General features: G+C 58.7%; 29 protein-coding genes (1 of these 29 cut by a window edge). 11 read left to right on the top strand and 18 right to left on the bottom strand.

Going from position 1 to position 25,281, the window contains the following annotated elements; genetic code table 11:
• Positions 1-7: 7 nt before the first annotated feature.
• The 6 genes from dsbG to ACA061_RS18270 all read right to left on the bottom strand — a co-directional run bounded on the left by dsbG (position 8) and on the right by ACA061_RS18270 (position 5,943).
• Positions 8-778: a thiol:disulfide interchange protein DsbG gene (gene dsbG / locus ACA061_RS18295; protein ID WP_150603394.1), complete on the bottom strand. Its 771-nt coding sequence runs from the start codon at positions 776-778 to the stop codon at positions 8-10.
• Entirely contained in the window at positions 754-1,635 is an 882-nt protein-coding gene (locus ACA061_RS18290) for a TlpA disulfide reductase family protein (protein ID WP_150603395.1), read from the bottom strand. The genes dsbG and ACA061_RS18290 overlap by 25 nt, the downstream gene beginning before the upstream one ends.
• Entirely contained in the window at positions 1,635-3,368 is a 1,734-nt protein-coding gene (gene dsbD / locus ACA061_RS18285) for a protein-disulfide reductase DsbD (RefSeq protein WP_210700440.1), read from the bottom strand. The genes ACA061_RS18290 and dsbD overlap by 1 nt, the downstream gene beginning before the upstream one ends.
• A gap of 96 nt (positions 3,369-3,464) precedes the next feature.
• On the bottom strand, positions 3,465-4,154 hold the full coding sequence (locus tag ACA061_RS18280) for a hypothetical protein (protein ID WP_210553928.1): 690 nt from the start codon (positions 4,152-4,154) through the stop codon (positions 3,465-3,467).
• A 202-nt stretch (positions 4,155-4,356) separates the two neighbouring features.
• The gene (locus ACA061_RS18275) at positions 4,357-5,052 is read right to left on the bottom strand and encodes a hypothetical protein (protein WP_210553927.1); all 696 of its coding nucleotides are present in this window, start codon (positions 5,050-5,052) and stop codon (positions 4,357-4,359) included.
• A 207-nt stretch (positions 5,053-5,259) separates the two neighbouring features.
• Complete coding sequence (locus ACA061_RS18270) at positions 5,260-5,943, bottom strand: hypothetical protein (RefSeq protein WP_210553926.1); 684 nt, start codon at positions 5,941-5,943, stop codon at positions 5,260-5,262.
• Between the two features lie 270 nt (positions 5,944-6,213).
• Here ACA061_RS18270 and ACA061_RS18265 point away from each other — a divergent pair, with 270 nt between their 5' ends.
• The 5 genes from ACA061_RS18265 to ACA061_RS18245 all read left to right on the top strand — a co-directional run bounded on the left by ACA061_RS18265 (position 6,214) and on the right by ACA061_RS18245 (position 10,776).
• Positions 6,214-6,894: a response regulator gene (locus ACA061_RS18265; RefSeq protein WP_150615894.1), complete on the top strand. Its 681-nt coding sequence runs from the start codon at positions 6,214-6,216 to the stop codon at positions 6,892-6,894.
• Entirely contained in the window at positions 6,894-8,216 is a 1,323-nt protein-coding gene (locus ACA061_RS18260; RefSeq protein ID WP_497299791.1) for an ATP-binding protein, read from the top strand. Before ACA061_RS18265 ends, ACA061_RS18260 begins: the two co-directional genes overlap by 1 nt.
• 210 nt (positions 8,217-8,426) lie before the next feature.
• Positions 8,427-8,912 (top strand): GNAT family N-acetyltransferase, encoded by a 486-nt coding sequence (locus ACA061_RS18255; protein WP_497299790.1) that lies wholly within the window; start codon positions 8,427-8,429, stop codon positions 8,910-8,912.
• A gap of 143 nt (positions 8,913-9,055) precedes the next feature.
• Positions 9,056-10,468: an aspartate aminotransferase family protein gene (locus ACA061_RS18250; RefSeq protein WP_210700443.1), complete on the top strand. Its 1,413-nt coding sequence runs from the start codon at positions 9,056-9,058 to the stop codon at positions 10,466-10,468.
• An 83-nt stretch (positions 10,469-10,551) separates the two neighbouring features.
• On the top strand, positions 10,552-10,776 hold the full coding sequence (locus ACA061_RS18245; protein ID WP_003226665.1) for an MbtH family protein: 225 nt from the start codon (positions 10,552-10,554) through the stop codon (positions 10,774-10,776).
• Between the two features lie 203 nt (positions 10,777-10,979).
• Here ACA061_RS18245 and ACA061_RS18240 read toward each other — a convergent pair whose 3' ends face one another.
• From ACA061_RS18240 to soxR, 10 genes are all read right to left on the bottom strand, one after another.
• Complete coding sequence (locus tag ACA061_RS18240; protein ID WP_210553924.1) at positions 10,980-11,885, bottom strand: metal ABC transporter substrate-binding protein; 906 nt, start codon at positions 11,883-11,885, stop codon at positions 10,980-10,982.
• Positions 11,886-12,785 carry a metal ABC transporter permease gene (locus ACA061_RS18235; RefSeq protein WP_007917717.1) on the bottom strand — a complete coding sequence of 300 codons (900 nt, stop codon included), beginning with the start codon at positions 12,783-12,785 and terminating at the stop codon, positions 11,886-11,888.
• Entirely contained in the window at positions 12,785-13,633 is an 849-nt protein-coding gene (locus ACA061_RS18230; RefSeq protein WP_224450889.1) for a metal ABC transporter ATP-binding protein, read from the bottom strand. The genes ACA061_RS18235 and ACA061_RS18230 overlap by 1 nt, the downstream gene beginning before the upstream one ends.
• Complete coding sequence (locus ACA061_RS18225) at positions 13,630-14,559, bottom strand: metal ABC transporter substrate-binding protein (RefSeq protein WP_150603405.1); 930 nt, start codon at positions 14,557-14,559, stop codon at positions 13,630-13,632. The genes ACA061_RS18230 and ACA061_RS18225 overlap by 4 nt, the downstream gene beginning before the upstream one ends.
• 35 nt (positions 14,560-14,594) lie before the next feature.
• Positions 14,595-15,170, bottom strand: coding sequence for a DUF6162 family protein (locus ACA061_RS18220; RefSeq protein WP_210553923.1), 576 nt, complete (start codon positions 15,168-15,170; stop codon positions 14,595-14,597).
• Positions 15,167-15,508 (bottom strand): hypothetical protein, encoded by a 342-nt coding sequence (locus ACA061_RS18215; RefSeq protein WP_150603406.1) that lies wholly within the window; start codon positions 15,506-15,508, stop codon positions 15,167-15,169. The genes ACA061_RS18220 and ACA061_RS18215 overlap by 4 nt, the downstream gene beginning before the upstream one ends.
• Entirely contained in the window at positions 15,505-16,047 is a 543-nt protein-coding gene (locus ACA061_RS18210; RefSeq protein WP_210553922.1) for a PA2404 family protein, read from the bottom strand. Before ACA061_RS18210 ends, ACA061_RS18215 begins: the two co-directional genes overlap by 4 nt.
• Positions 16,044-17,243, bottom strand: a complete 1,200-nt coding sequence (locus tag ACA061_RS18205; RefSeq protein ID WP_150615885.1) for a PepSY-associated TM helix domain-containing protein — start codon at positions 17,241-17,243, stop codon at positions 16,044-16,046. Before ACA061_RS18205 ends, ACA061_RS18210 begins: the two co-directional genes overlap by 4 nt.
• Before the next feature lie 265 nt (positions 17,244-17,508).
• Positions 17,509-17,967, bottom strand: a complete 459-nt coding sequence (locus ACA061_RS18200) for a VOC family protein (RefSeq protein WP_210553921.1) — start codon at positions 17,965-17,967, stop codon at positions 17,509-17,511.
• A gap of 113 nt (positions 17,968-18,080) precedes the next feature.
• Positions 18,081-18,533, bottom strand: a complete 453-nt coding sequence (soxR, locus tag ACA061_RS18195; RefSeq protein ID WP_210553920.1) for a redox-sensitive transcriptional activator SoxR — start codon at positions 18,531-18,533, stop codon at positions 18,081-18,083.
• A 93-nt stretch (positions 18,534-18,626) separates the two neighbouring features.
• Between soxR and ACA061_RS18190 the strand changes: the two genes are divergently transcribed.
• The 5 genes from ACA061_RS18190 (at position 18,627) to ACA061_RS18170 (ending at position 23,364) form a co-directional block, all read left to right on the top strand.
• Entirely contained in the window at positions 18,627-18,992 is a 366-nt protein-coding gene (locus ACA061_RS18190) for an antibiotic biosynthesis monooxygenase (protein ID WP_497299789.1), read from the top strand.
• 151 nt (positions 18,993-19,143) lie between these two features.
• Positions 19,144-19,413: a hypothetical protein gene (locus tag ACA061_RS18185; protein WP_497299788.1), complete on the top strand. Its 270-nt coding sequence runs from the start codon at positions 19,144-19,146 to the stop codon at positions 19,411-19,413.
• 99 nt (positions 19,414-19,512) lie between these two features.
• A complete protein-coding gene (locus ACA061_RS18180; RefSeq protein ID WP_042560193.1) occupies positions 19,513-20,127 on the top strand; it encodes a LysE family translocator in 615 nt (204 codons plus the stop codon).
• Positions 20,128-20,333: 206 nt separating this feature from the next.
• Entirely contained in the window at positions 20,334-21,500 is a 1,167-nt protein-coding gene (locus tag ACA061_RS18175; RefSeq protein ID WP_210553919.1) for an aminotransferase class V-fold PLP-dependent enzyme, read from the top strand.
• A gap of 55 nt (positions 21,501-21,555) precedes the next feature.
• A complete protein-coding gene (locus tag ACA061_RS18170) occupies positions 21,556-23,364 on the top strand; it encodes an aminopeptidase P family protein (RefSeq protein ID WP_497299787.1) in 1,809 nt (602 codons plus the stop codon).
• A gap of 51 nt (positions 23,365-23,415) precedes the next feature.
• Here the strand turns inward: ACA061_RS18170 and ACA061_RS18165 are convergent, their stop codons facing one another.
• On the bottom strand, positions 23,416-24,012 hold the full coding sequence (locus tag ACA061_RS18165; RefSeq protein WP_497299786.1) for a 2-hydroxychromene-2-carboxylate isomerase: 597 nt from the start codon (positions 24,010-24,012) through the stop codon (positions 23,416-23,418).
• A gap of 37 nt (positions 24,013-24,049) precedes the next feature.
• Entirely contained in the window at positions 24,050-24,778 is a 729-nt protein-coding gene (locus ACA061_RS18160; RefSeq protein WP_150603416.1) for an SDR family oxidoreductase, read from the bottom strand.
• A gap of 92 nt (positions 24,779-24,870) precedes the next feature.
• Between ACA061_RS18160 and ACA061_RS18155 the strand changes: the two genes are divergently transcribed.
• Positions 24,871-25,281, top strand: the 5' portion of a protein-coding gene (locus ACA061_RS18155) for a TetR/AcrR family transcriptional regulator (RefSeq protein ID WP_150603417.1). Its footprint extends 153 nt past the window's final position; 411 of the gene's 564 nt are visible here — the first part of the coding sequence; its start codon is at positions 24,871-24,873; the stop codon falls past the right edge of the window.

Genomic DNA, 25,281 nt, shown 5'->3' with positions numbered 1-25,281 from the left:
ATCTTGCTTATTTAGGTCCGAGAATCTTCGCCAGTTTGTCCGGCGTCGGCGCGCCTTGTTGCTGTTGCAGTTCACCCTTGGCATCCATGTAGAAAATCGCCGGAGTGGCCTGCAATTCCAGGTCATCCATCAACTGCATGTTCGCCGCCAATTTTGTCTGCACGGCTACCGGGATGTCTTTCAAGGCCTTGAGCGAACTGCTCTTGCCGGCTTTTTCGTGATCTTCCAGCGCTTTGGCCGGGTCTTTGGCGGCGAGCAACGCGGCGGATTTGCCCGGGCTGTCTTCGCGGATGATCCCGACCATGATGTGGCGCAACTGCACTTTGCCGGACTTGACCCACGGGCGGGCCTGTTCCCAGAACACGTTGCAGTAAGGGCAGTTCGGATCGCTGAACAGGTACACCGTGCGCGGCGCATCCTTGTTGCCGTCCTGAATCCAGTTGCTCGCCTCGAACTTGGCCCAGACCTCCTTGGCCATTGGCGCGTACACCAGTTTCTGCAACGGTTCGCTGCTCAGGTCTTTGCCGTCGGCGTCGTACAGGTTGCCGAGCAGAACGTGTTTACCGTCCGGGGTCAGGTATAACGCCATGCCACGGTTCTGGTATTGCGCCGCGTAACCGCGCAAACCGTCGGGGGCGTCGAACTGGCCGACGATTTTCGCGCCTTTGGCTTCGATCTGCTTGATCGCGGCAGGCAATTCTTCAGCGGCCTGAACCGACGGCAGTTGCAACAGGGCAGTGCCCAGAGTCAGCGTCAGCAGGTGGCGGAGGCGGGGCATGGCAGTTTCCTTGACGAAGTGGCCGGTGCGGAGGCCGGGTTCGGATTTGAATTCGGGGTGTCGAAGTTTTCCATTGCGCGAGCCAGACTGGCGTTCGACAACTCGCCCAGGTGACTGGCCAACAGGCGACCATCAGGGCTATAGAACAGGGTAGTCGGCAATGCCATGGAACCCACGGCCTGACCCAAACGACCACTGCGGTCGAACAACACGTTGGTCAGGCTCAGGCCCTGGGTTTCGAGAAACGTCGCAACGCTTTGCATGCTTTCGGCCTGATTGACGAACAGGAACGTCAGGTCAGGGCGTTGCTGCTGGGCATTTTCCAACACAGGCATTTCGCGTCGGCACGGTGGACACCAGGTGGCCCACAGGTTGATCACCAGCGGCCCACCTTTGTAGTCGCTGAGCTGGATGGTTTCCCCAGCCGCGTTACGCAAGGAAATGTCTGGCAGCCGTGTGCCTTGTTCGTAGATGTTCAACGACAGTGTCGCCATCACCCAGAACAGCACACCGCTGGCCACGCCAAAACCCAGCGGCCGACGCAGCCCCGGGCGACGCCAGCCGCGATACAGTGCCGCGAGCAGCAACACAATCACGCCCGGCCAGGCGAGGAAACCGCCATCGCGCAAATCAACGATCTGCCACAGATCGTTGCGGTAGTGGCTCCAGTACAACGCGACAAACGCGATGCGTGCCGCGAGCATGCCAAGCAAAAACAGACTGAACAGCGCCGACTCGGGATTATCGCCACCGCGTTTGGCCACTCGCCAACCGACGAAGGTCGCCAGTGCCAATGCACTGATCAGCAGCAAATGGTTAAGCGCGATGGCAAAAGTGCCGAGGGTGAAAGTCAGCATTAGTTGGCGTCTCGGGTGGTGGTCCAGCGTTGCAGGAACGTATCGGCATCGACTTCACCGGTGATGCGCTGGCTGCGGCGCTCTTCGCCGTCGGTGCCGATCCAGACAAAAGTCGGTGGCCCCGGCACTTTATAGCGGCCGAGCAATTCGCGGCTGGCGGCATTGTCAGCGGTCACATCCAGTCGCAGCAGGCGTACGTCACTCAACGCCTGCATCACCTTGTCCTTGCCGAACACCTGCTTTTCCATGACTTTGCAGGACACGCACCAGTCGGCGTAATAATCGAGCAGCACCCACTGGCCCTGGGCCTTGGCGGCATCCAGTTCGCGTTGCAATGCTGCCGGTTCCTTGATGGTGGTGAACGCGTCATGACCAATCGGCGCAGCACTGGCGACACGGTCGCCACTGTAAACCTGCAACGGCTGATACGGATCATCACTGCCGCCGGCTGCACCGATCACCAGCAAACTGCCCCATAACCCGAGCAGCAATGCAGTGGCGCCGAACAACTGGGCGACACGGCCGAAGCCTTCGGACTGCTTCCACGCGCAGTAAGCGGCGATCAACAACAAGGCGCCGCACAGACCGAGCCATAACGACGGGTCCAGCACCGGGCGCAACATCAGCAGAGCCGTGGCGAGGAACAGGAAACCGAACACGCCCTTGAGCAGGTTCATCCAATCGCCGGGTTTTGGCAGGAAGCGATTACCTACGGTCACCAGCAGCAACAGCGGCACACCGATGCCGATCCCCAGCGAGAACAGAATCAAACCACCGTGCAGGGCATTGCCACTTTGCGCGATGTACAGCAACGCACCGGCGAGTGGCGCGGTCATGCACGGTCCGACCAGCAGGCCGGACAGTGCGCCGAGCACGCCGGCGCCAATCAGGCTGCCGCCGCTGCGACTGCGCGAGGCGTGTTCCAGTCGGTCACGCAAGGCCACCGGCAATTGCAGTTCAAAGAAGCCGAACATCGGCAACGCCAGCACCACGAAGACTGCCGCGAAAGTCCCCAGCAGCCACGGATTTTGCAGCCAGGCCTGCAGGTTCGCGCCGAGCAGCGCGGCAATCACGCCCATTGCCGCATACACCAGTGCCATGCAGATCACATAACTGCCGGCCAGCGCAAAACCCCGGCGTGGCGTCGCGCCGCTGCCGACGATCATCCCCGCCAGAATCGGCAACATCGGCAACGTGCAAGGGGTGAAGGCGAGCAGCAGGCCGAGGCCGAAAAATACCAGCAGGCTCCAGCCCAGTGCTCGTTGCTGCAGGCTGCTGGCCAACGCTTCATCCGGTGCTTGCGCACTGGCCGGCGTGACCGCTTTGCCGCCCAGATCAATGACCCGGGTTTGCGGCGGGTAACACAGACCTGCATCGGCGCAACCCTGATAGCTGACCTTGATCTGACCGGTCGCCGTCGCCGGGATCTTTACCTCCAGCCCTTGGCGATAAACCGGTTGCTCACCGAAAAACTCGTCGCTGTGGGATTCGCCTTCGGGCAGCGTCGGCTGTTGTGCAGCGCTCAAGCCGTCGAACTTCAGGCGTTTCTGATACAGGTAGTAGCCGTCGGTGATCTGCCAGAACAGCTGGGTTTCACCGGATTCCAGGCGTTCGGAGGTGAGAACGAACGCCTGGTCGACCGGCAGAAAGTCCGGTTTTGTCTCGAAAGGATTGTTTCCGGCCTGGGCCAGGCCCGAGATCAATAGAGCAAACAGTAGAAAAATATGACGCATGGAGGAGCCTTGTCCCTGTGCAATTGAGGGCAGAATGGGCGGTGGCGATTAACCGATAATTAACCGTAGCCTACAAGGCCTTCCTCGATTGGCCAATCAGGTGCGTAACAATCCCGGCCAACTGGTTTCGTTGATCTCATGCGGGCCCGAAACGAGCCTGCCGTCCTGGAGGTTGTAAACAAGGTACTGATTGTTGGTGAGGAAAATATACCAATAGCTATCAGCGAAAGTCCGGTCATTTTGTGCGGCGGTAATGATCCGGTCTTTATAGGGGATCAGCGCACCAAAGATATTGGAGCCAAAGGCATTGCGGGTGATAGCATTTTTCCGGTAGTTGAATCTCAGGTAGTGCCCGTCATTGAGAAGAAACGTGAACAGGTGACTATAGCCTGCGATTTCTGTCCATGTGCCGGCGACAATTTTATCAAAGTAAGGAAGTATCGGGAGCCAGATACTTTCAGCTACCTTCCAATAGCCAGCAGCCTTGTCTTTATCCTGATCATATCTGCAGACCATCGGGGTGTTGCCCGAGTAGAAGAAAAGCCAGGCAATATCGTCTCCGGCGCCACTGGAAAACATTCCGTCAGTGGTGAAACCAAAACGCAGGTTTTTAGTGTAGGGGTCGAAGGTATCCCAGCTACCCTTGGTTGCACCGGGGTAACCTTCAGGTACTTTATTGTCGCCAATATTGAATCGAGAGTAAGTGTCGTTATCTTTAAAAAAGAAATAGATTCGATCAGGGCCGGATCGCCAGTCGATGGCGACGAAATTTTTTAGTGCAGGCATGGTTATCAGTATCCCTTTATGAAGGTTGTGGTATGTCTATCGCTTCTGTTTAGGCAAACGTGCTTGTCGCTTGGGTAGGTCCCGAGATCAGAAACTCATTTAGACTAAGAAACACGATTTGTGGATTTTGGCTCTGTGTAACTAAGGAGGGCGTTGGGAGGGCGCGGTTTACCGATGGCTAACCGCGCAATGGCTGAACTGGTCAGCCGCGTAACAGCCCTGGCCAATTACCATCGTTGACGTAGTGTGGGCCGGATTCGAGTTTGTCCTCATCCATGTTGTAAACAAGATATTGGTTGTTGGTGAGAAATATATACCAATAGTCGTCCGCGATAATTCGATCATTCTTGGCGGCCGTGATGATCCTTTCGTGATACGGGAGCAAGGCGCCCAGACGATCATTGCCGAATTTATGTAAGGTCAGTGTGTGTTTTGTGCCGTGGAAGGATAGATATCGTGCGCCTTGGAGAAGGAACCTGATTACACTGTTGCCACTCCTTGGGCCTTCCCATGTGGCAGCTATGATTTCGTCAAAGTAGGGAAGTATCGGACTCCAGTGGGTATCGGCTACTTTATAAAAGCCGGAAACCTTATCTTCGTCCTGATTGTATTTGCAGACTGTGGGCGTATCTCCGTCGTAGAAGAACAGCCAGGCGATGTCTTCGTCGAAGAGGCCATTCTTAAGGTTCGATGAGGTGGTGGTGAAACCGAAGAGCAAGTCTTTGGTATGTGGCTCGAATGCATCCCAGTTACCTCGGGTAGGGGCGGGATATCCAGCGGGTACTTTGTTGTCGCCAATATCGAATCGAGAGTAAGTATCGGTATCTTTAAAGAAGAAATAAATCTTATCAGCGCCGGAGAGCCAGTCAATGGTGACGAAGTTATTTAAAGCAGGCATGGTTATCAATATCCCTTTATGCAAGTTGTGGTATGTCTATCGCTTCTGTTTAGGCGGAATTACTTGTCGCTATGTTTAAGCCCGAGATCCGGAACTCGCTCAGACTAAAACAGGGGTGGAACTTGCCTCTGTGTAGCTAAGGAGCGCGACGGGGGCACGCGGTTAACCGATGGCTAACCGCGCCCCGTGAAGCTTCGGATGAACCGATCAATCACGCAACAGCCCAGGCCAATTGCCGTCGTTGACGTCTTTTGGACCGGATACGAGATTGTCGTCATCTATGTTGTAAACAAGATATTGGTTGTCGGTGAGAAATATATACCAATAGCTGTCCGCAAAAGTTCGATCATTTTGGGCGGCCGTGATGATCCGATTACTATACGGGAACAAGGCTCCTAGGCGATCTTCGCCTAACCTGCCTCCGGTCAGTGTGTGTTCACTGCAGTCGAAAGACATATAGCGTGCGCCGTGGAGAAGGAACGTGATTTCATTCCTTGACTTGTCCCATGTGGCAGCCATGATTTCGAAAAAGTAATCAGTTATCGGCGCCCAGATCGTGTCGGCTACTTTATAAAAGCCGTCTACTTTATCTTTGTCCTGGTTGTATTTGCAGACTGTGGGCGTGTCTCCGTCGTAGAAGAAAAGCCAGGAGATGTCTTCATCGAGGCCATTCTCAAAACTAGATGATGTAGTGGTAAAACCGAATTGCAATTTTTTGGTGTATGGGTCGAATGCGTCCCAGCTACCCTTGGTTGCACCGGGATAGCCTTCAGGTACTTTGTTGTCGCCAATATCGAATCTAGAGTAAGTGTCGTTATCCTGAAAGAAAAAATAGATGCGGTCAGGGCCGGAGCGCCAATCAATGGCGACGAAGTTATCGAGTGCAGGCATGTTGACTTAATTCCTTTTAATTTGAGTTTGGTTGTGTTGCTCGCCGAGGTTATCCAAGAGTTGTTTTTATTGACAGGCGCTATATGTTGAAAGTTGTTGCTCCTGAACTTTCTGTGCGCGGGCGGAGTGCACCGGTAGCCGATGTCGTACTGTATCGCCGAGCGCCGGCACACTCGAGAATTCCCCCTGCTTCCCGTCTCCATCAGGGGCAGCCATAATTGCCGCTTAATCCTCACCTGTTTCACTCGCGTTTTTGCTCAGGGAGCTGCCATGCACGTACTGGTTTGTGAAGACGATGAACTGATCGCCAGCGGTATCGTTGCCGGACTCACAGCCCAGGGCTTGACCGTCGAGCACGTCAATACCGCGGCCAGAGCGCGGGCGATGCTCAAGGTCGCCGAGTTTGATGTGATGGTGCTTGATCTCGGCCTGCCCGACGAAGATGGCCTGAAACTGTTGCAGCAGTTGCGCCAGCACGGCCTGGAAATTCCGGTGCTGATACTGACGGCGCGAGATTCGGTCACCGATCGAGTCGATGGCTTGCAGGCCGGCGCCGACGATTACCTGCTCAAACCGTTCGATCTGCGAGAACTGTTTGCGCGACTGCAAACCTTGCTGCGGCGGGTGGCGGGGCGCAGCGTCAACCTGATCGAGCACGGTGCTCTGACCTACGACCCGAGCAGTCGCGAAACCCGGCTGGCCGGGCAATCGGTGGATCTGTCGCGGCGCGAGCAATCGCTGTTACAGGCACTGCTGCACAATCGCGGTCGGGTCCTGTCCACCGAGCAGTTGAAGGACAGCGTCTATGGCTTCAACGACGAGCTGGAAAGCAACGCGCTGAACGTGCATATCCATCACCTGCGCAGCAAACTCGGTAAGGGCATCGTCGAAACCGTGCGCGGTCTGGGCTATCGCCTGGGCCCGGCCGATGGTGGAGATCAAGGCAAGTGATGAGCCTGCGACTGCGCCTGAGCCTGACCCTTGGCGCTGCGTTCGCGCTGATCTGGGCGCTGGCAGCGGCCTGGATGCTCAGCGATCTGCGCAACCAGATGATGTTTTCCCTCGACCAGCGTCTGGTGGCTTCGGCGCGCATGGTTGCCGGATTGCTGGAGCAATTGCCGACATTGCCGAGCAAAGGCGAGGGCACGCATTTCAGTGCCGAGCAACTGAACATTCCCGGCGGCATGGCCTGTCAGGTCAGCTCGTTGCGCGGGGAAATTCTCGCGCGCAGCCATAACAATCCCGAGCAAGCGCTGGAAGCCGAGAAAATGGGCTTCCACGATCAGATGATCGACGGCGCGCCGTGGCGCAGTTTCACCCTCGCCCGGGGCGATGTGCGCATCACCACGGCGGATCGGCAGATCGAACGCGAAGCCTTGAACATGTCGATCCTGCTGGCGGCTTCGGTGCCGGTGGGCGTGGCGTTGCTCGGCTGTCTGTGCCTGTTGTGGCTGGGAATCGGCCAAGGCCTGGCACCGCTCAATCGTCTGCGCGAAGCCTTGATGCGGCGTAATGCCGACTCGCTCGAGCCGCTGCAATTGCAATCGTTTCCCAGCGAATTGAAGCCGCTGCTCGATACCCAGAATCAGCTGTTCCAGCGCATCGGCAAGACCATCGAGCGTGAGCGTCGTTTGACCGGTGACGCCGCGCATGAACTGCGCAGCCCGCTGACGGCGATCAAGACGCACCTGCAAGTGGCGCGCATGACCGACGGCAGCGCCCGCGATCAATCGTTGGCGCGGGCCGAGGAGGGGGCCGACCGTTTGCATCGCACGCTTGAGCAACTGCTGTTGCTGGCGCGGGTCGAGGGCAGTCTGTCCTTCGACGACGGTTCGCAATACAGCGCCGAGCAAGTGGCAAGGTTGGCGATTGCTGACGCTACAGGTGGAGAGCGTCTGCGGATCAAACTGCACCTGCCCGCCGAATTCTCTTCTGCACCGTTGCAAATGCCTGCGGTGCTGTCGATTGCCGCGTTGCGCAATCTGCTCGACAACGCCCTGCGTCATACCCCCGAGGATTGTGCGGTCGAGCTGCGTCTGGAAACCATCGGCAACCGCGTACGTTTCGTCGTGCGTGACCATGGTCCGGGTATTGCGCCGGATGATTTGCAACACCTTACCCAGCGCTTCTGGCGCAACGGCCAGAGCACCGGTTGCGGCCTCGGCCTGGCGATTGTCCAGGCGATCGTCCAGCGTTGCGACTGTGCCCTGCATTTCGACAGCCGCCCGGATGGGCTGCGCGTTGAGCTGACGATGCCATTGCAATCCATCTGACTTCACTACTCCCCGTGTAGGAGCTGCCGAAGGCTGCGATCTTTTGTTTTTTTGTTTATAGATCAGGATCAAACGATCGCAGCCTTCGGCAGCTCCTACAGGGGATCGGTGTGTGGCACATCAAATGTAACTTCTCTCCAATGGTTAATCGGCGGCGCTGACGTTAAGGTCGGCGCCAGCCTTGACTCAATGGATTGAGGGAACAGCGCCATGCAAGCACCTGTCTGCATTCGTCCGGCCATTCTGGCCGACGTCGGAATCATCAGCCGTATCATCGAACGCTCGATCCGTTTTGGTTGTGCGCTCGATCACCGCAACGACCCGCTGATCGTCAGCGACTGGACCCGGCAGCAGTCTGCCGATTTCATCAGCGCCTGGCTCGCCGATCCGCACTTCTATCTGAGTATTGCCATGCTGGCGGACAAACCGGTCGGTATCGGCATGGCCCGTTCAAATGGCGACGTTGTGCTCTGCCACGTTCAACCCGAATCATTTCGCCGTGGCGCCGGGAGGGCGCTGATGTACGATCTGGAAGGCTGGCTGCGGGTTCGCGGTGTGCGCACCGCCCACCTCAACAGCACACGCACCGGCGAAGCGTTCTACCGCCATTTGGGTTACCGCGAATCTGCGCCCTCCCTCGCGCATAACGGCTTGCAGATCCTGCCTATGTGCAAGCCGCTGGCAATGTCCGGATGAACAGTCGCTCAAGGGGCTAAATCCTTGCCTCGCTTAAGCGTTTCCAAAACAGGAAAACCTGCAAGTGCGCCCCGTGACTGGAACGCGCACCTGTCCGGTGTGCTGTTTTGGTCACTATCCATAGCGAATCGAGGGGTCGAGAGATGTCAGTCGCCACCAGCCTTATCAGAGAGTCGTCGGCCCGGGTCGCCTCGGCGCCAGCGGAAACGTTGTATGAGTTCAATGAATCGCCATTGCTGGCTCGTCAGGCACAGCAGGAGTCCAATGCCCGCAGCTATCCGCGACGTATTCCCTTGGCACTCAAACGCGCCAAGGGTCTTTATGTCGAAGATGTCGAAGGGCGGACGTTCATCGACTGCCTGGCCGGTGCTGGCACGCTGGCACTGGGGCATAACCATCCGGTGGTGATCGCAGCGATCCAGCAGGTGCTGGCCGATGAACTGCCGCTGCACACGCTGGACCTGACCACCCCGGTCAAGGATCAGTTTGTCCAGGATCTGTTCGGCTTGTTGCCGGCAGAACTGGCGTCGCAAGCGAAAATCCAGTTCTGCGGCCCGACCGGTACTGATGCCGTGGAAGCGGCACTGAAACTGGTGCGCACGGCTACCGGTCGCAGCACCGTGTTGTCGTTCTCCGGTGGTTATCACGGCATGAGCCAGGGCGCTTTGAGCCTGATGGGTAGCCTGGGGCCGAAAAAGCCGCTGGGTGCGTTACTCAGCAACGGCGTGCAGTTCATGCCGTTTCCATACGACTACCGCTGCCCGTTCGGCATCGGCGGCGCTGACGGAGTGAAGGCAAATCTGAGCTATCTGGACAATTTGCTCAACGATCCCGAGGCCGGCGTGCAATTGCCAGCGGCCGTGATCGTCGAAGCGGTGCAGGGTGAGGGCGGGGTGATTCCGGCTGACATCGAATGGCTGCGCGGCTTGCGTCGGATTACCGAGAAGGCCGGCGTAGCGCTGATTGTCGACGAGATTCAGAGCGGATTTGCCCGCACCGGCAAGATGTTCGCCTTTGAACACGCCGGCATCACCCCGGACGTGGTCGTGCTGTCCAAAGCTATCGGCGGCAGCCTGCCGCTGGCGGTGGTGGTCTATCGCGACTGGCTCGACACCTGGCAACCGGGCGCACACGCTGGCACGTTCCGTGGCAACCAGATGGCGATGGCTGCCGGTTCTGCGGTGATGCGTTATCTGCTTGAACACAAGATGTGTGAACACGCTGCCGCCATGGGCGAGCGCCTGAGCGAGCACCTGCGCATTCTGCAGCGTGATTTTCCGCAATTGGGCGATATTCGTGGTCTTGGTCTGATGTTGGGTGTTGAGCTGGTGGACCCGACGGGCACCCCGGATGCGCTCGGCCATCCGCCGGCGTTTGCGCGTCTGGCGCCATTGGTGCAGCGCGAATGCCTCAAGCGCGGCTTGATTCTGGAGTTGGGCGGCCGGCATGGCGCCGTGGTGCGTTTCCTGCCACCACTGGTGATCACCGCCGCCGAAATCGACCGCGTTGCCGAGATCTTCGGTCGTGCATTGGCTGCCGCTACTGCCGCTGTATAAATTTTTCAGCGCGCCGAACGTTCTTTCTACATACCCGGCTGCACCCGACGTGCAGCCCACCCTTACAACGATGGAGAACCAGCATGACGTCAGTATTCGACCGTGAGGACATCCTCTTTCAGGTCGTGGTCAACCACGAAGAGCAGTACTCGATCTGGCCGGATTACAAGGCCGTGCCAGAGGGCTGGCGCACCGTGGGCAAGAGCGGCCTGAAAAAGGAATGCCTGGCCTACATCGAAGAAGTCTGGACCGACATGCGCCCACTCAGCCTGCGCCAGAAGATGGAAGGGCAGGCTGCAGCTCAATAAGCTGACAGGCAAAAAGAAACCCGCTGGACTGGAGACAGTCAGCGGGTTTTTTCATGTCCGGGATACGGGGTTTCTGTCAGGACCTCATCGCTGGCAAGCCAGCTCCCACAGGGTTTTGTTGTGCTCCACAAATGCTGTACACACCACAGATCACTGTGGGAGCTGGCTTGCCAGCGATGAACGATAACTCGGTACAACTGAAGTTACGCTCCGCTCAACCCCTTGAGCAGCAAATCCACATTGCCCTCAAGCTCCGTCACCGGATCTTCGGCATCAATACTCAGCACCAGCAATCGGCTACCCGACTCGGCAATCGCCGCTTTCACCGCTTCCGATGGCTGACGGTGATGCAACACCACCGCGACATCGTTTTCCTTGAGTGTCGCCGTGAGTTTTTTCAGATCCTCGGGCGTCCAGTCTGCGTCAGGACGGGGATCCTGCCCGATCAGTTCAAGGTTCAGGCTGCCGATCAGATAGCCGAAGTGATCGCTCAAGCTCATCACACTCAGATTATCGGCACTGGCCAGACGCGCCTCACTGGCGGCACTGAGTTTGAGCAGGCGTTGTTTCAACAGCGCCAGATTCGCTTCGATCTTCGGCTTGGCGCTGGGTGCCAGACGCACCAGATCTGCCGCCATCACGTCTGCCATGCGCCCCATGTTGTTGCTCGCCAGCCACGGCTGGCTGTTCAAACCGTCGACTTTCAAATCCGGTTGCACGGCAATGCCGGGCAACGCGCCGTCGACCGGGCGTGCGGCATCGACTTCAACGATGCGAATGTTGCTGCGACGGGCGAAGGGGTACAGCGGGTCATCGGCCCACAGCGAGCGCACGCCGATCACCGCATCGGCGCCGGTGGCCAGTTTATTGAGTGCCGGAGCGCCGCGCCCGGTGAAGTACGCGGTTTGGCGGCTGCCCGGCAAGTTCGCCGGGGCCGCGCGTTCGAGGCTGACGTCGGTGCCTTTGAGCAGCACCTCGCCCAGGCCGTAGGTGATCGGAAGAGAGGCCAGCACTCGCAAGGGCTTGGCGCTTTCGGCGGCCATTAAAGGTGTGGAAACCACGCCGCACAGGGCCATGGCCAACGTCAGGTTGCGCAATGAAAAAAGCATTTATCCAAGATTCCCTTTCAGACTCGGGACAACCCCGCGCGCGATGGCGGCGAGGGCGAAGGCAATACCGGCGACCAGAATGATCGCCGCGCCGGACGGAATCGGCAGATCGAAAACAATCGGCGCGAGAATCCCGCACAACGTGCTGACCGTGGCAATCAGCACCGAACACCAGAAAAAGCCCTTGAGCGACTGGCTGAGCAAGCGCGCCGCCGCCGCTGGAATCACCAGCAGGGCACCGACCAGAATCGCGCCGATGACTTTCACGGCAGCCACGGTGATCAGTGTCACCAGAATCACGAACAGGTAATCCAGAGTCTTCACTGCCACGCCTCGAACTGCTGCCAGTTGCGGGTTGAAACTGGCGAGCATGATGCGGTTGTAAAGCGGCAGCGCCAGGGCCATGACCAGCGAACCGACGATGGCCAATACCGCCAGATCATTGCCGTTGACCGTCAGCACCGAGCCGAACAACACGTTTTCCAGAATGTGCACGTTGATCTTGCCCGCGAGAATCAGCAGCAGACTCGCGCCCAATGCCAGGGACACCGAGAGGAACACGCCGATCAACGTATCCGGTGCCAGGCCGGTGCGGTTGCGCAGGTAATTGAGCAAAATGCCGAACAGCAGGCAGTAGCCGAACAGGCTGCCATAAGGCCCGGTGTAGGGTTCGCCCAGCAGGATGCCGATGGCCACACCGGTCAGCGCCGCGTGGCCGACCGCTTCGGAGAAAAACGCAAAGCGCTTGACCACCACCAGTGTGCCGAGGCCACCCAGCACCGGACCGATCAACAGACCGGCGAGCAGCGCGTTGACCACAAAACCGTAAGCCAGCGCCTCCGGCAGATAACCGGAAGAGGCCCAACCCTGGACCATCAATCGAAAGGCTTCGTAACTCATCAGGCAGCGCTCCGTGGATGGGTCGAGAACAGGGTCAGCAGACGCTCTGGAGTCAGCGCCTGTTGTGGCGTGGCGTCGAACAGCACGCGACGGTTCAGACCAGTGACCCGATCAGCCAGACGGCCAACTGCTTCCAGGTCGTGTTCGATCCACAGGACGGTGATGCCCGCCGCGCGCCAGTCGCCAAGCAGGCGTTCGAAGACCTGGATCCCGGCCTCATCGAGAGCGGACATCGGCTCATCCAGCACCAGCAGTTGCGGTGCAGGGATCAAGCCCTGGGCAAGCAACACCCGCTGACGTTCACCTCCGGACAGCGCGCCCATGCGACGTTTGCGTTTGTCCTGCATGCCGACCCGTTCCAGCGCTTCGCCGATGGCGCCGGCGTAGTGCTTGCTCAAGCCAAGAAACGCCGGGCGGCGCTGGCACATGGCAGCCATGAAATCATCGACCGTCATCGGCAAGCCGCGATCGAACTCAAGCGCCTGCGGCACATAACCGATGGTGCCGGGCTCGCCGGGCCATTGCAGACTCAACTGCCCCTGATGCGGCATCTGCCCCAGCAACGTCTTGATCAGCGAACTCTTGCCGCCGCCGTTGGGGCCGACCAGTGCATGCACGGTGCCGGGTTGCACCTGGAAGGAGACGTTGTCGAGAATTGTCGTGCGGCCCAGTGTCAGGCAGACCTGCGCAAATTCCAGGGTCGGACCACACACTTGTAGGACTGAGCCTGCTCGGGATTGCGGTGTGTCATTCAACAATGATGGTGCTTGGCCGGGCGCCTTCGCGAGCAGGCTCGCTCCTACAGGGGACTCGGCGTTTTCTGCGATCAGGGTTTCTCTGGATGTCATGCGCCAGACTCCTGAATCGCCCGAACCACGGTGTTGAGGTTGCCGGTCATTTCCTTTTCGTACTTTTCAGCGGTGTATTCGCCGTAGGAAATGTGCGACAGCGGGTACAGCTTCACGCCCGATTCACGCTGAATGGTTTCGACGTAAGTAGACGGAAAGTCCATTTCCGAGAAGATCACCTTCACATCCAGTTCGCGCAGTTGGTCGATGGTCTTCTTCAGCTGGCTCGGGCTCGGCTCGATACCGTGAGCCGGCTCGACCACCGCCGTCACTTCCAGCCCGAACTCGCGCAGCAGATAGTCGTAAGCCGCGTGAACGGTCGCCACACGCAACTCGGCGTTCGGCGCCTGGGTCAGCTTGGCCAACGCGTCAGCGCGCATCTGCCGCAGGCGTTTGCCGTAGGCGCGTGCGTTCTGCGTGTAGGTCTTGGCATTGTCCGGATCAAGCTTGCCCAACTCCCGAGCGATGTTGTTGACCTGCGCGATGGAGGCGCTGATCGACAGGAAGGTATGCGGGTTCACCACTTTGCCGGCGCCGCGCGCAGCGACCCCGGTCGCGGCCAGCAGCGGCACGTTTTCGTTGGCCTCGATGGTTTTGATGTTCGGCGTTTCGCTGGCGGCGATCATGCGGTCGGCGAAATCATCATGGCCGACGCCATTGAGCACGATCACATCGAGGCCGCTGATGCGCTTGATGTCCTCGGCCCGTGGTTCGTAGGCGTGCGGATTGAAGCCGGCCGGTATCAACGGGACGACCTCGGCCTTGTCGCCGACGATGTTCGCCACATAGCTGTAATAAGGGTGCAGGGTGATGCCGATGCGCAGGCGTTTCGCCGGATCGGCGCTGGCCAGGGGGCTCAGCAGGCAGGCGCAAAGGCCCAACAGAAACAGACGCAACAACGGACGGCGTGGAGATGAAATAGACATGGGCAAACGGTCTTCTCTCGGGTGAGGGCGAGGAATCAATGGCGATGTTCGCGGGTAACCCCGGCATCGTATTGCGCGACGATCTGTTTCCAGCCGGCAGCGGCCAGGGCGGCGTCAGTCAGCTCGCGAGGCGCCGTGAGTGCGGCGTCACGGTTGAGCCAGATATCCGGCGCAGCCTGGTCATCGGCGCCGACGCGCATCAGAAACGAACCGGCGATGGAGGGTGTCTGGCTATGACCGAAGTAGGCGGCGTCGGTCGGCATTTGCCATGCGTGACCGCCTCGGGCGACGGAACTCGCGTCCTGGGCGAACGGGGCAAAACCTTCGTCCGCGAGATTTTGTGGCGTCGGCAAGGTTTTCTGCTCTTCGCGCAGCAAGCGGATTTCGTCCAGTGTCACCCGCAGGTCGGCATAGATGCCTTGCTCGGCGGCGCTGAGGTCGCGGCGCGCGTCCAGTTGATTGCTGGCGACCGGTTCCGGTTCATGGGACACCCCGCGCCAGGCCACCACGGAACCGGCCAGCGCTAGGATCAGCAAGCACAGCAGCAACACGTTGAGGGTTTCATGACCGGCACCGGCCGGACGCACGATTTGTGTGGTGGGCGTACTCATGGCGCTTCGATATCCGCTTGGTCGATTTCCACCACATGGCCAGGGCCCGCGTCGAACAGCACGTAGAACTCGGCGCCGGGTTTCTTGAAGGTCAAGGTCGAGTCGGCACCGAGCTTGCCCGGCACCAGAATCGTTTCGTCGTAACCGATCACATCCAGAGTCACACCGGGTGCGCCGCTGCCGTCGGAAAAGCCACCGGTACATTTGATCTGTTCGTCATCGACGGCTTTGCATTCGCACATCGGGTTGTGCGCCAGGGCGCTTGCACTGAAGCCGGCGCACAGCACCAACAGCGCGGCGCTGAGCCGCAGACGGAAAGGGCGTTGCGAGCAGGTCATGGTTTGGCTCCTTGTTTGTTCAGCCAGGCGATGGTGGCGGGGGAGGCCTGGCTCAGGGGAATCGAGGCCTGATGCATGCTGCCGTCCCAGCCTTCCATGGTTATCCACAGTTCGGCGTCAGCTTTGGTTTTTTCCGGGATCGGCAGTTGTGTGCCCATACGGTATGGCGTACCAAAAAAAATTGCCCCGGCAGCGCGTAAGCTGCGCGGTTTGCCGATGCGCAGGTAAGTGGCCTTGACCTTGTCGACACAGGCATCGCACAGGGCCGCGCTGAAATCTTTCATATAGCCGGCCGGGCCCGTGAGGGTGGGGGCTTCGTTGCGCAGTTCGGCCAGTCGCAGGCTCCAGGGGCCGACCTGGATATTGCCGATTTCATGTTGTCCCAGGCCGCTGTCGCCGCGAAACAGTGAAGCGTCGGCAAAATACTTGGGCATGAAACCAAGCGGGATCAGCAACAACAGGACATTTATGTGGAATCGCCATTTGTGCCAAAGTCTCCCCAGTCGCGATGGCGGCGTGATCGTTGTGGACTTGCTCACAGGCTGACCTCCGAAGGCTCACGGCTGAGGGCCGGTTGTGCCTTGATCCGGTTTTTTTTGTCCTCGCGCTTGAGCGCATTGGCGGTGGCCAGAGCGGTGCGTTTGGTCCAGATCAGCAAGCCGCTGAGCACCATCATGCTCAGCAGCAGGCCAAAGAAGAACCAGATCAACTTTATCCAGATCCCGCCGAAGTCACCGGTGTGCAGCGGGCGCATGGATTCTGTGACGAACTCCAGCGAGGAACGATCGGACAGCAGCCGTGTAGCCGCCATCTCACCGTTGTACGGATTGAGCGTCGCCGTCTGGAACATCAATGGATACCAGCCGCGACCGCCAACGCTCATGTGACTGTAAGCGTTACCCGGCAGGCTGACGAAACTGGCCTCCAGCCCCGGAATCTTTTGCTGAGCGATTTCTACGGCGCGGTCCAGGCTGATACGTGGCGGCGGAGTGCCGGCCGCCGAAATCGGCACGCTTTCACGGGACATGGCCGGGATGATCGGCTCGCTGGAGATGGAGATCTGGTTATCGAACAGGAAGGCCCGAATCAAAAACCAGACACCGGTGATGGAAATCACCGCAATGAACCAGATCGACCAGATACCGCTGAGACGGTGGAAATCGCCCCAGAAAATACGCGCGCCATGGCGAATACGTAGAGTGGGGCGCAAGAAGCCCTTCCAGAATCGCTTATAGACCACTAGGCCGGTAATCAACGACACCAGCATCGGCACGCCAAGGAATGACACCAGATACCATCCCCAACTGAAGCCGTTGGTGAACGGCACTAGCCACCAACCATGCAAGGCGCGGGTGAAAGCCTTGAAGTCAAAGGCTGGCGCGGTGCCCTGGATCACCCCGGTGTATGGGTTGACGTACACCGTCAGCGAGCGCCCGTCCGGGTAGCTGACCTCAACGTCCAGGGCGAAGTGCGATTCGTCAGGGCGGGTGATGCTTTCGACCACGGTTTGCGGTTCGGCTTTTTTGATCGCGGCCAGAACCTGGTCGTAACTGAGCAGAGGCGCATCGTCCGATGGCTGACTGGCACGCATCTGCGGGTTGGCCAGCCAGACGATTTCCTGGCTGACCACTGCCAGCGTACCGGTCACGCAGACGATCAGAACAAAAAACCAGATGGGTAATGCGAGCCAGCTATGTACGAGGAACCACAGTTTTGAGCGGGATTTTTTCGACATGATTACGCGTCTAGAGAATGGTGAAAGGGCGCGTGGCTGCGGGCTTCACAGCACGGGTATCCCCGAAAGGCGCTCGTGGCTTTTGCCTACGCGAACGGCCTGCATCTCTATAGGACGGATGAGCGAGATAAATCCCGATAAGGAATGTGAAAGTAAATGTTTCGCAATTCGCCTGTGCAGTACAAATCCTGTCCTGAACCACGGGCTCACTCCAACACTTGAAAGGTATTTTCAGGTCGGAGCGAGCCGGTCCGGTACGGAGCAATCAGTTATGGCTAAACATCTCCATCGCCCGCTGCTTGATCTGTTCTTCAGTCAGATCTTCCTTGTGGGTCGCGAGAAACCACAAATGCCCATACGGATCCTTCAGCGTTCCACTGCGATCACCGTAAAACTGATCCTTGACCTCGGACACCACGGTTGCTCCGGCATCCAGCGCCCTTTGGAATGACTTGTCGACATCCGTCACATACAGGTGCAAACCGACGGAGACGGTTTGGTCCGGACTGCTCAATGGCCCCTGATCGCACGGCGAGCCGAGCATGATTGCGCTGTCACCAATACGTAGCTCCGCGTGACCGATGCCGCCGTCGGGCATGGCCAGGCGCATGACTTCGGTGGCACCGAAGGCTTTCTTGTAGAAGTCGATGGCCTCGGCGGCCTTATGAATGCCGAGATACGGGGTAATGCTGTGATACCCCTCGGGGATGGGTTTGACGCTCATGACGTTCTCCCTGTTTTTGTTTTTGCGAAATGTTGCTTCACCGGATTCCCGGAAGGATCAATATAGAACTGTCTTCCCGGCCAGGAATTTCGCCCGACGAGCAGCAGCTCACATTACCTATCCAAAAAGTGCGCCCCCGGCCCCTGTTCACCCAGCACATCCCCTTGATTGCGTAACGGACACGCCTCCATCGACAGGCAGCCACAACCGATGCAGCCATTGAGCCGGTCGCGCAGCAGCGTCAGTTGATTGATCCGTTCATCCAGTTCCCGTCGCCACTGCTGCGATAGAAACTTCCAGTCCGCCGCCGTCGGTGCGCGATCGTCGGGGAGGACTTTCAGTGCTTCGCCAATCTCCGCCAGCGGAATCCCCAGACGCTGCGCAACTTTGATCAATGCCACTCGACGCAGCACGGCGCGCGCATAGCGTCGCTGATTGCCAGCATTGCGCTGGCTCTTGATCAAACCCTTGGACTCATAAAAATGCAGGGCCGTGACCGCAACACCGCTACGCGACGCGACTTCGCCGACGGTGAGGGGCTTGTGCAGGTTTTCCTTGGTGACCATGGTGAAATTGCTCTTGACCTTGACTTAACTAGAGGTTTTACCCTGCGTTTCTTCGAGTCGCAAGATTCGCCTTACAGCCAAGTGGGGAATTTCATGCAAGCATCAGCGAAAAACCGCAGCTTCACCCAATTGATCGAATTCGAGATCGAGCCTCGGCAGCAACCGGGACTGGTCTCGGCGCTGTCGATGCAGACTGAACGCCTGGCCCAGCGCTACCAGGGTTTTGTCAGCGCGAGCGTGCAAGCCAGCGACGATGGTCGGCGGGTATTGAGCTTGCTGCAATGGCAGACGCGCGAGGCGGGGGAGGCGGCGCTCCGCAGTTTCGAAAGCGGTGAACAGGATTTCTGGGAGTTGATCCGCGCCCATCAGGCGAAAACAGTGACCTTCAATTCGTTTCAGGTACTGAGCAGCATCGCCCGCAGTCACGACGATGCGTTGCACTGCAACCTGGTCGGTTAGATCGGCAGCTTGGTCAGGCGCTCACCTTGGAGAGATATGTGGGTTAGTGACGATTTGCTGATAGCCACTATTGAAAGCGTTGATTTCTGCGCAGGCGTGTCGGGGCGTAGCCTTTCTCCATCGACCCCACATTGCCCGCCAGGACGCTCCCATGAATCATTTACTGACTGTTTCGCTGTTGCTCGCCGTCTCCGTTCTCGCCGGATGTGCCAGCCATGTTTCTCCGGAACTGCGGCCCTACTCGGCAGAAGAATCTCGGGAACTGGCCATGGAGGCGCTGAACCGCAGCGGTTTGTCGTTTGACGAATACCATGCCAAAAAAGCCCAATTACTTGGCCAGCCACAGAAGGCCTTCAGTTTTGACAAGCAGGGCGAGATGAGCGCTGAACGTGCCGTACAGCTGCATGGACGCCCAAGCTAAAAACAAACTGTACTGGTTGAAGTTTTAGCCAACTGTCCGTGGGTTTGCCGGGCCGCGTGGGGTAGGGTCTACACCTGAATGACCCTGACGGACTGCACCATGAACCTCTCGCTTGATTTACTGCTGGGCTTTGCCCTGTTTGCCCTTGTCACCTCGATTACGCCGGGGCCGAACAACACCATGTTGCTGGCATCGGGCGTCAATTTCGGATTTAACCGCACCATCCCGCATATGCTCGGCATCACCTGTGGATTCTTCGTCCTTGTGGTCGCCGTGGGGTTTGGCCTGGGCGCGGTGTTTCAGTCCTATCCGATCCTCTATACGGTCCTGCGCTACGTCGGCGCGGCGTATCTGTTGTATCTGGCATGGAAGATCGCCCATTCCGGGCCGGTCGGTGACAACGTCCAGGGCGAAGCCAAACCGATCAGCTATCTGGGCGCCGCCGCGTTCCAGTGGGTCAATCCCAAGGCGTGGATCATGGCCATTGGTGCCATCAGCACGTACACGCCGATGCAGGGATACTTCACCAACGTCGTGGTGATCGCCGCGGTGTTCGCCATCATCAACTTGCCGAGCGTCGGCGTCTGGGCAGCGTGTGGCACGCTACTGCGCAATGTGCTGAAGGAACCGCGCTGGTTACGCGTATTCAACTGGGGCATGGCGGCATTGTTGGTGATTTCGTTGTATCCGTTACTTCTTGAAAGCTTTAGCTGACGCGTTGCTTCAACCGCCGGCCCGATGCCTGTTAAGCTCGGCTTCAGGAGCGTTCCTACGCACTTTTAAATGAAGTTGTTCTTCTTTAACGGCATCCGATCAGGTATTGATGACGCTCTCGAACCGACGCGCAGCTCACGAGGCTGCGCGGTGCCGTTTGCAGACACGAGCCTCCTGATCCCGGAACACGCTCTGCGAGTCTTTTTATGAACACACGTCCGTTGTATTTCGATTACGCCGCCACCACCCCGGTGGACGAGCGGGTCATCCAGGTGATGATCGAATGTCTGGGGTTTCACGGTAATTTCGGCAACCCGGCCTCCAGCTCCCACGCGTTCGGCCAGCAGGCCCGGCAGACGGTCGAGCAGGCCCGCCGGCAAGTCGCTGAACTGGTCGGGGCACAAGCTGAACAGATCGTCTGGACCTCCGGTGCCACCGAGTCCAATAACCTCGCGCTCAAAGGCGTGGCGCAGGCGCGCGGTGTCTGCGGCGGCCACATCATTACCAGCCAGATCGAACACAAAGCCATTCTCGATACCGCCCGCCAGTTGCAGGACGCCGGCGTTGCCGTGACCTATCTGGTCCCGGACGCCGATGGATTGATCACACCGCAGGCGGTCAGCGAAGCGATGCGCGATGACACCTTTCTGGTCTCGCTGATGCTGGTCAACAACGAGCTCGGCACTGTCAACGACGTCCCGGCCATCGGTGAAATCGTCCGCGGGCGCGAGGCGCTGTTCCATGTCGATGCGGCACAGGGTGCCGGCAAAGTGGCGATCGACCTGGCGCAGTGGCCGGTGGATCTGATGTCGTTTTCGGCGCATAAACTCTATGGCCCCAAAGGCATTGGCGCGTTGTATGTCGGCCCGCGGGCGCAGCAACGGGTGCAGGCACAGATTCATGGTGGCGGACACGAAAGCGGCATGCGCTCCGGGACGCTGGCAACCCATCAGATTGCCGGAATGGGCGCCGCATTCGCGTTGGCCGCTGGCGCTTTCGATGAAGAGAAAAAATCCATCGTCGCGTTGCGCGAACGCTTGCTCGAACAATTGTTGAGCCTGCCCGGCGTACGTCTTAATGGCAGTGCCAGTCAGCGCATTGCGCACACCTTGAGCCTGACGTTCAGTGAGGGCGAATTCAACAGCGCGGCGCTGAGCCATTCGATCGCGTTTTCCGCGACCTCAGCCTGTAACTCCGCAAGCAACGCGCCATCCCACGTGTTGGTGGCGCTGGGACATGATGCGCGGCTGGCGGGGCGTACCATTCGCTTGAGCCTCGGCCGTTTCACCACCGCGGAAGATGTCGACAAGGCTTGCGAATTGATCAAGAACGCCTGCGCCAGTGCCCCGGCATTCTGGGCGACAGGGCTATAACCAGCCGATTCAACGGCTACGAACAATAACGAACAAGTGATTAGCAGGAGACATGATGAGTACCCAGACCTTGACCGAAGGATCGGTGCCCCAGCGCCTGGCGCGCACCCGTGAACTGATGCGCCGCGAAGGCATTCATGCGTTGTTGGTGCCCTCCGCCGACCCGCATCTGTCGGAGTATTTGCCGGGTTACTGGCAGGGCCGGCAGTGGCTGTCGGGCTTTCATGGTTCGGTCGGGACACTGATAGTCACCCTCGATTTCGCCGGCGTCTGGGCCGACAGTCGTTACTGGGAACAGGCGACCAAGGAACTCAACGGCAGCGGCATCGAACTGGTCAAGCTGCAACCAGGGCAGCCGAGCCCGCTGGACTGGCTGGCTGAGCAGACCCCGGAAGGTGGCGTGGTTGCAGTAGACGGCGCAGTGATGGCCGTGGCTTCGGCGCGCACTTTGAGCAGCAAGCTCGAAACACGCGGCGCGCGTCTGCGTACCGATATCGATCTGCTCAAGGAAGTCTGGAGCGACCGCCCGACTCTGCCAAACGCGCCGATCTATCAGCATCTGCCACCACAAGCGACCGTCAGCCGTGGCGAGAAACTCGCCAAACTGCGCGAAAGTTTGCAAGAGCGCGGCGCCGACTGGCACTTCATCGCGACCCTCGACGATATCGCATGGCTGTTCAACCTGCGCGGCGGCGATGTGTCGTTCAACCCGGTGTTCGTCTCTTTCGCCCTGATCAATCAGCAGCAAGCCACGCTGTTCGTTGCGTTGAGCAAAGTTGATGCGCAGTTGCGTGCCGTGCTGGAACAGGACGGCGTGACGCTGCGCGACTACAGCGAAGTGTCCGATGCCTTGCGCGCCGTACCGAGCGGCGCAAGCCTGCTGGTGGATCCCGCGCGAGTCACCAGCGGTCTGTTGGATAACCTCGACAGTGGCGTAAAACTGGTCGAAGGCTTGAACCCGACCACACTGGCCAAGTCGCAAAAAAGTGAAGCGGACGCCGAGCACATTCGTAAAGCGATGGAGCAGGACGGCGCGGCACTCTGCGAATTCTTCGCCTGGCTGGAGTCGGCCTGGGGGCGTGAGCGCATTACCGAGTTGACCATCGACGAAAAACTCACCGCTGCCCGCGAGCGTCGTCCGGATTATGTGTCGCTGAGTTTCAATACCATCGCTGCGTTTAACGCCAATGGCGCGATGCCGCATTACCACGCCACCGAAGAAGAGCACGCGGTGATCGAGGGCGATGGTTTGTTGCTGATCGACTCCGGTGGTCAGTATCTCGGCGGCACGACTGACATCACGCGCATGGTGCCGGTCGGTACGCCGACTGAAGAACAGAAGCGCGATTGCACACGCGTGTTGAAAGGCGTGATTGCGCTGTCGCGGGCACATTTTCCGAAAGGCATTCTGTCGCCACTGCTCGACGCCATCGCGCGCGCGCCGATCTGGGCTGAAAGCGTGGATTACGGTCATGGCACCGGGCATGGCGTGGGCTATTTCCTCAACGTACACGAGGGGCCGCAAGTCATTGCCTATCAGGCAGCGCCGACACTGCAGACTGCGATGCAGCCGGGGATGATTACTTCGATCGAACCGGGCACATATCGTCCGGGCCGTTGGGGCGTGCGCATCGAGAACCTGGCGATGAACCGTGAGGCGGGGAGTAGCGAGTTCGGCGAGTTCCTCAAGTTTGAAACCTTGACCCTGTGCCCGATCGATACGCGTTGTCTGCTGCCAGACTTGCTGAGTCAGGAGGAAAAACAGTGGTTCAACGCCTATCACGCTGAGGTGCGTGAGCGCTTGAGCCCGTTGCTCGACGGTGCCGCGCTCCAATGGCTGAATACGCGTACTGCTGCAATCTGATCGCATGACAGGTGGGGGCTGAAATCAGCGCCCACCTGTCATCGTTTCGATCTAAATCTGACGTAATGCTTCCTCGACGAAGTCGAGACGATCCTGGCCGAAGAACATCTGATTGCCGATAAACAGGGTCGGAGCACCGAAAACGCCTCGGTTGACGGCCGTTTCAGTGTTGTCCTTCAGCGTAGCCTTGACAGTTTCGTCATTGGTCAGCGCCAGGACGTCATCGGGCACGAACCCGTTTTCGCTCAACACGGCAGCCACAGTTGCCGGGTCGCTCAGGTTTCTGCCCTCCACCCACAACGCCGTGAACAAGCAGTCGATAAACGCCTGAAAGCGTTCCGGCTGGCGCAGTTGTATGCCAGTGACGGCGCGCATCAACAGCAGCGTATTGATCGGGAAATGCGGATTGAACTTGAGCGCTACGCCATAGCGTTTGGCGTACCGGTCCAGATCCTGAAACATGTAGCGACCCTTCGCCGGGATCATTGCCGGTGAGGCGTTGCCGGTCGCTTTGAAAACGCCGCCCAGCAACATCGGAATGTAAATCAGCTGACTATTGGTTGCTGCGCAGATCTTCGGTAGCTGGGTGTAGGCCAGATAAGTGGCAGGGCTGCCGAGGTCGAAATAGAACTCCACGGTTTTGGTCATTTTCGCTGCTCTCTATTTATTGTTATGGGCGGTGGGTTTACCAGCGTTCATTCCAAGGGCGCAGATCCAGCTCGAACGTCCATGCATCGCGTGGCTGGCTGTGCAGATACCAGTAATTTTCGGCGATGTGCTCGGGATTGAGAATGCCGTCCTGATCCTTGGTGGCGTATTTCTCAGGGAAACTGTTGCGGATGAAATCCGTATCAATGGCACCATCGACGACGATATGGGCAACATGAATGTTCATCGGGCCCAATTCGCGAGCCATGCTTTGTGCGAGCGCGCGGATGCCATGCTTGGCGCCGGCGAATGCGGCGAATCCCGATGCGCCGCGCAGTCCGGCAGTCGCACCAGTGAACAGAATGGTTCCGCGTTTGCGCGTGACCATGCGTTTTGCCACTTCACGAGCATTGAGAAAACCTGAGAAACAAGCCATCTCCCAGATCTTGAAGTATTTGCGAGCGGTTTCTTCAAGGATGCTGCACGGCACGTTGGCGCCGATATTGAAGACAAAAGCTTCAATCGGGCCGAGGCGGGCTTCAATGTCTTCGATCAGCGCGATGACGTCTTCTTCCTTGCGTGCATCGCAAGCAAAGCCGTGAGCTTCGCCGCCTTCGGCCTGAATCGCGTCCACCAGCGGCTGCAATTTTTCGGCACTGCGCCGCGTGACGCAGGCAACGAATCCTTCCTTGGCAAAACGCTTGGCAATCGCACCGCCTGTGGCATCACCAGCACCGACAACCAATACGACCTTCTTGTTATTCATGGGTGAACCCCTTTAGTAAACGATCGTTAAGTGAACGAACGTTATGCTAGGATTCGGCCAGCGTCAAGGTGGTCAATTCGAGGGCAAACAACATGCGTTACTCCGCTAGTCACAAGCTGGAAACCCGGGAAAAACTATTGCAGAGCAGTGCGCTGTCGGCCAAGCGATCCGGGTTTTCCACGGTCGGCGTCGATGGTTTGATGAAGGCTATCGGGCTGAGCGGAGCGGCGTTCTACAGTCACTTCTCCTCGAAGGATGCGTTGTTCACTGCCATCGTCGAGAGGGAGTTGGGGCAAAGCCTTGAGCGGCTGGGCGGGCAGGGGGCGCAGGATCGTGAGCGGCTGGAGCGTTGCCTCAAACACTACTTGAGCATGGCTCACGTTGAGCAGCCTGAGTCCGGCTGTGCGTTGCCGGCGTTAGGCGCGGAAATCGCCCGTTCGGATATTCAGGTGCGTGAGCAGGCCGAGTTGTGGATCTGCAGGGTTCAGGACAGTTGGGCGCAG

The organism is Pseudomonas sp. LBUM1668 (assembly GCF_059695715.1).
This window is presented reverse-complemented; position numbering and strand designations above follow the sequence as displayed.

Excerpts from the sequence above, each read along its gene's own strand:
- dsbG (WP_150603394.1), bottom strand. The coding sequence starts at position 778 with ATGCCCCGCCTCCGCCACCTGCTGACGCTGACTCTGGGCACTGCCCTG.
- ACA061_RS18290 (WP_150603395.1), bottom strand. The coding sequence starts at position 1,635 with ATGCTGACTTTCACCCTCGGCACTTTTGCCATCGCGCTTAACCATTTG.
- dsbD (WP_210700440.1), bottom strand. The coding sequence starts at position 3,368 with ATGCGTCATATTTTTCTACTGTTTGCTCTATTGATCTCGGGCCTGGCC.
- ACA061_RS18280 (WP_210553928.1), bottom strand. The coding sequence starts at position 4,154 with ATGCCTGCACTAAAAAATTTCGTCGCCATCGACTGGCGATCCGGCCCT.
- ACA061_RS18275 (WP_210553927.1), bottom strand. The coding sequence starts at position 5,052 with ATGCCTGCTTTAAATAACTTCGTCACCATTGACTGGCTCTCCGGCGCT.
- ACA061_RS18270 (WP_210553926.1), bottom strand. The coding sequence starts at position 5,943 with ATGCCTGCACTCGATAACTTCGTCGCCATTGATTGGCGCTCCGGCCCT.
- ACA061_RS18265 (WP_150615894.1), top strand. The coding sequence starts at position 6,214 with ATGCACGTACTGGTTTGTGAAGACGATGAACTGATCGCCAGCGGTATC.
- ACA061_RS18260 (WP_497299791.1), top strand. The coding sequence starts at position 6,894 with ATGAGCCTGCGACTGCGCCTGAGCCTGACCCTTGGCGCTGCGTTCGCG.
- ACA061_RS18255 (WP_497299790.1), top strand. The coding sequence starts at position 8,427 with ATGCAAGCACCTGTCTGCATTCGTCCGGCCATTCTGGCCGACGTCGGA.
- ACA061_RS18250 (WP_210700443.1), top strand. The coding sequence starts at position 9,056 with ATGTCAGTCGCCACCAGCCTTATCAGAGAGTCGTCGGCCCGGGTCGCC.
- ACA061_RS18245 (WP_003226665.1), top strand. The coding sequence starts at position 10,552 with ATGACGTCAGTATTCGACCGTGAGGACATCCTCTTTCAGGTCGTGGTC.
- ACA061_RS18240 (WP_210553924.1), bottom strand. The coding sequence starts at position 11,885 with ATGCTTTTTTCATTGCGCAACCTGACGTTGGCCATGGCCCTGTGCGGC.
- ACA061_RS18235 (WP_007917717.1), bottom strand. The coding sequence starts at position 12,785 with ATGAGTTACGAAGCCTTTCGATTGATGGTCCAGGGTTGGGCCTCTTCC.
- ACA061_RS18230 (WP_224450889.1), bottom strand. The coding sequence starts at position 13,633 with ATGACATCCAGAGAAACCCTGATCGCAGAAAACGCCGAGTCCCCTGTA.
- ACA061_RS18225 (WP_150603405.1), bottom strand. The coding sequence starts at position 14,559 with ATGTCTATTTCATCTCCACGCCGTCCGTTGTTGCGTCTGTTTCTGTTG.
- ACA061_RS18220 (WP_210553923.1), bottom strand. The coding sequence starts at position 15,170 with ATGAGTACGCCCACCACACAAATCGTGCGTCCGGCCGGTGCCGGTCAT.
- ACA061_RS18215 (WP_150603406.1), bottom strand. The coding sequence starts at position 15,508 with ATGACCTGCTCGCAACGCCCTTTCCGTCTGCGGCTCAGCGCCGCGCTG.
- ACA061_RS18205 (WP_150615885.1), bottom strand. The coding sequence starts at position 17,243 with ATGTCGAAAAAATCCCGCTCAAAACTGTGGTTCCTCGTACATAGCTGG.
- ACA061_RS18200 (WP_210553921.1), bottom strand. The coding sequence starts at position 17,967 with ATGAGCGTCAAACCCATCCCCGAGGGGTATCACAGCATTACCCCGTAT.
- soxR (WP_210553920.1), bottom strand. The coding sequence starts at position 18,533 with ATGGTCACCAAGGAAAACCTGCACAAGCCCCTCACCGTCGGCGAAGTC.
- ACA061_RS18190 (WP_497299789.1), top strand. The coding sequence starts at position 18,627 with ATGCAAGCATCAGCGAAAAACCGCAGCTTCACCCAATTGATCGAATTC.
- ACA061_RS18185 (WP_497299788.1), top strand. The coding sequence starts at position 19,144 with ATGAATCATTTACTGACTGTTTCGCTGTTGCTCGCCGTCTCCGTTCTC.
- ACA061_RS18180 (WP_042560193.1), top strand. The coding sequence starts at position 19,513 with ATGAACCTCTCGCTTGATTTACTGCTGGGCTTTGCCCTGTTTGCCCTT.
- ACA061_RS18175 (WP_210553919.1), top strand. The coding sequence starts at position 20,334 with ATGAACACACGTCCGTTGTATTTCGATTACGCCGCCACCACCCCGGTG.
- ACA061_RS18170 (WP_497299787.1), top strand. The coding sequence starts at position 21,556 with ATGAGTACCCAGACCTTGACCGAAGGATCGGTGCCCCAGCGCCTGGCG.
- ACA061_RS18165 (WP_497299786.1), bottom strand. The coding sequence starts at position 24,012 with ATGACCAAAACCGTGGAGTTCTATTTCGACCTCGGCAGCCCTGCCACT.
- ACA061_RS18160 (WP_150603416.1), bottom strand. The coding sequence starts at position 24,778 with ATGAATAACAAGAAGGTCGTATTGGTTGTCGGTGCTGGTGATGCCACA.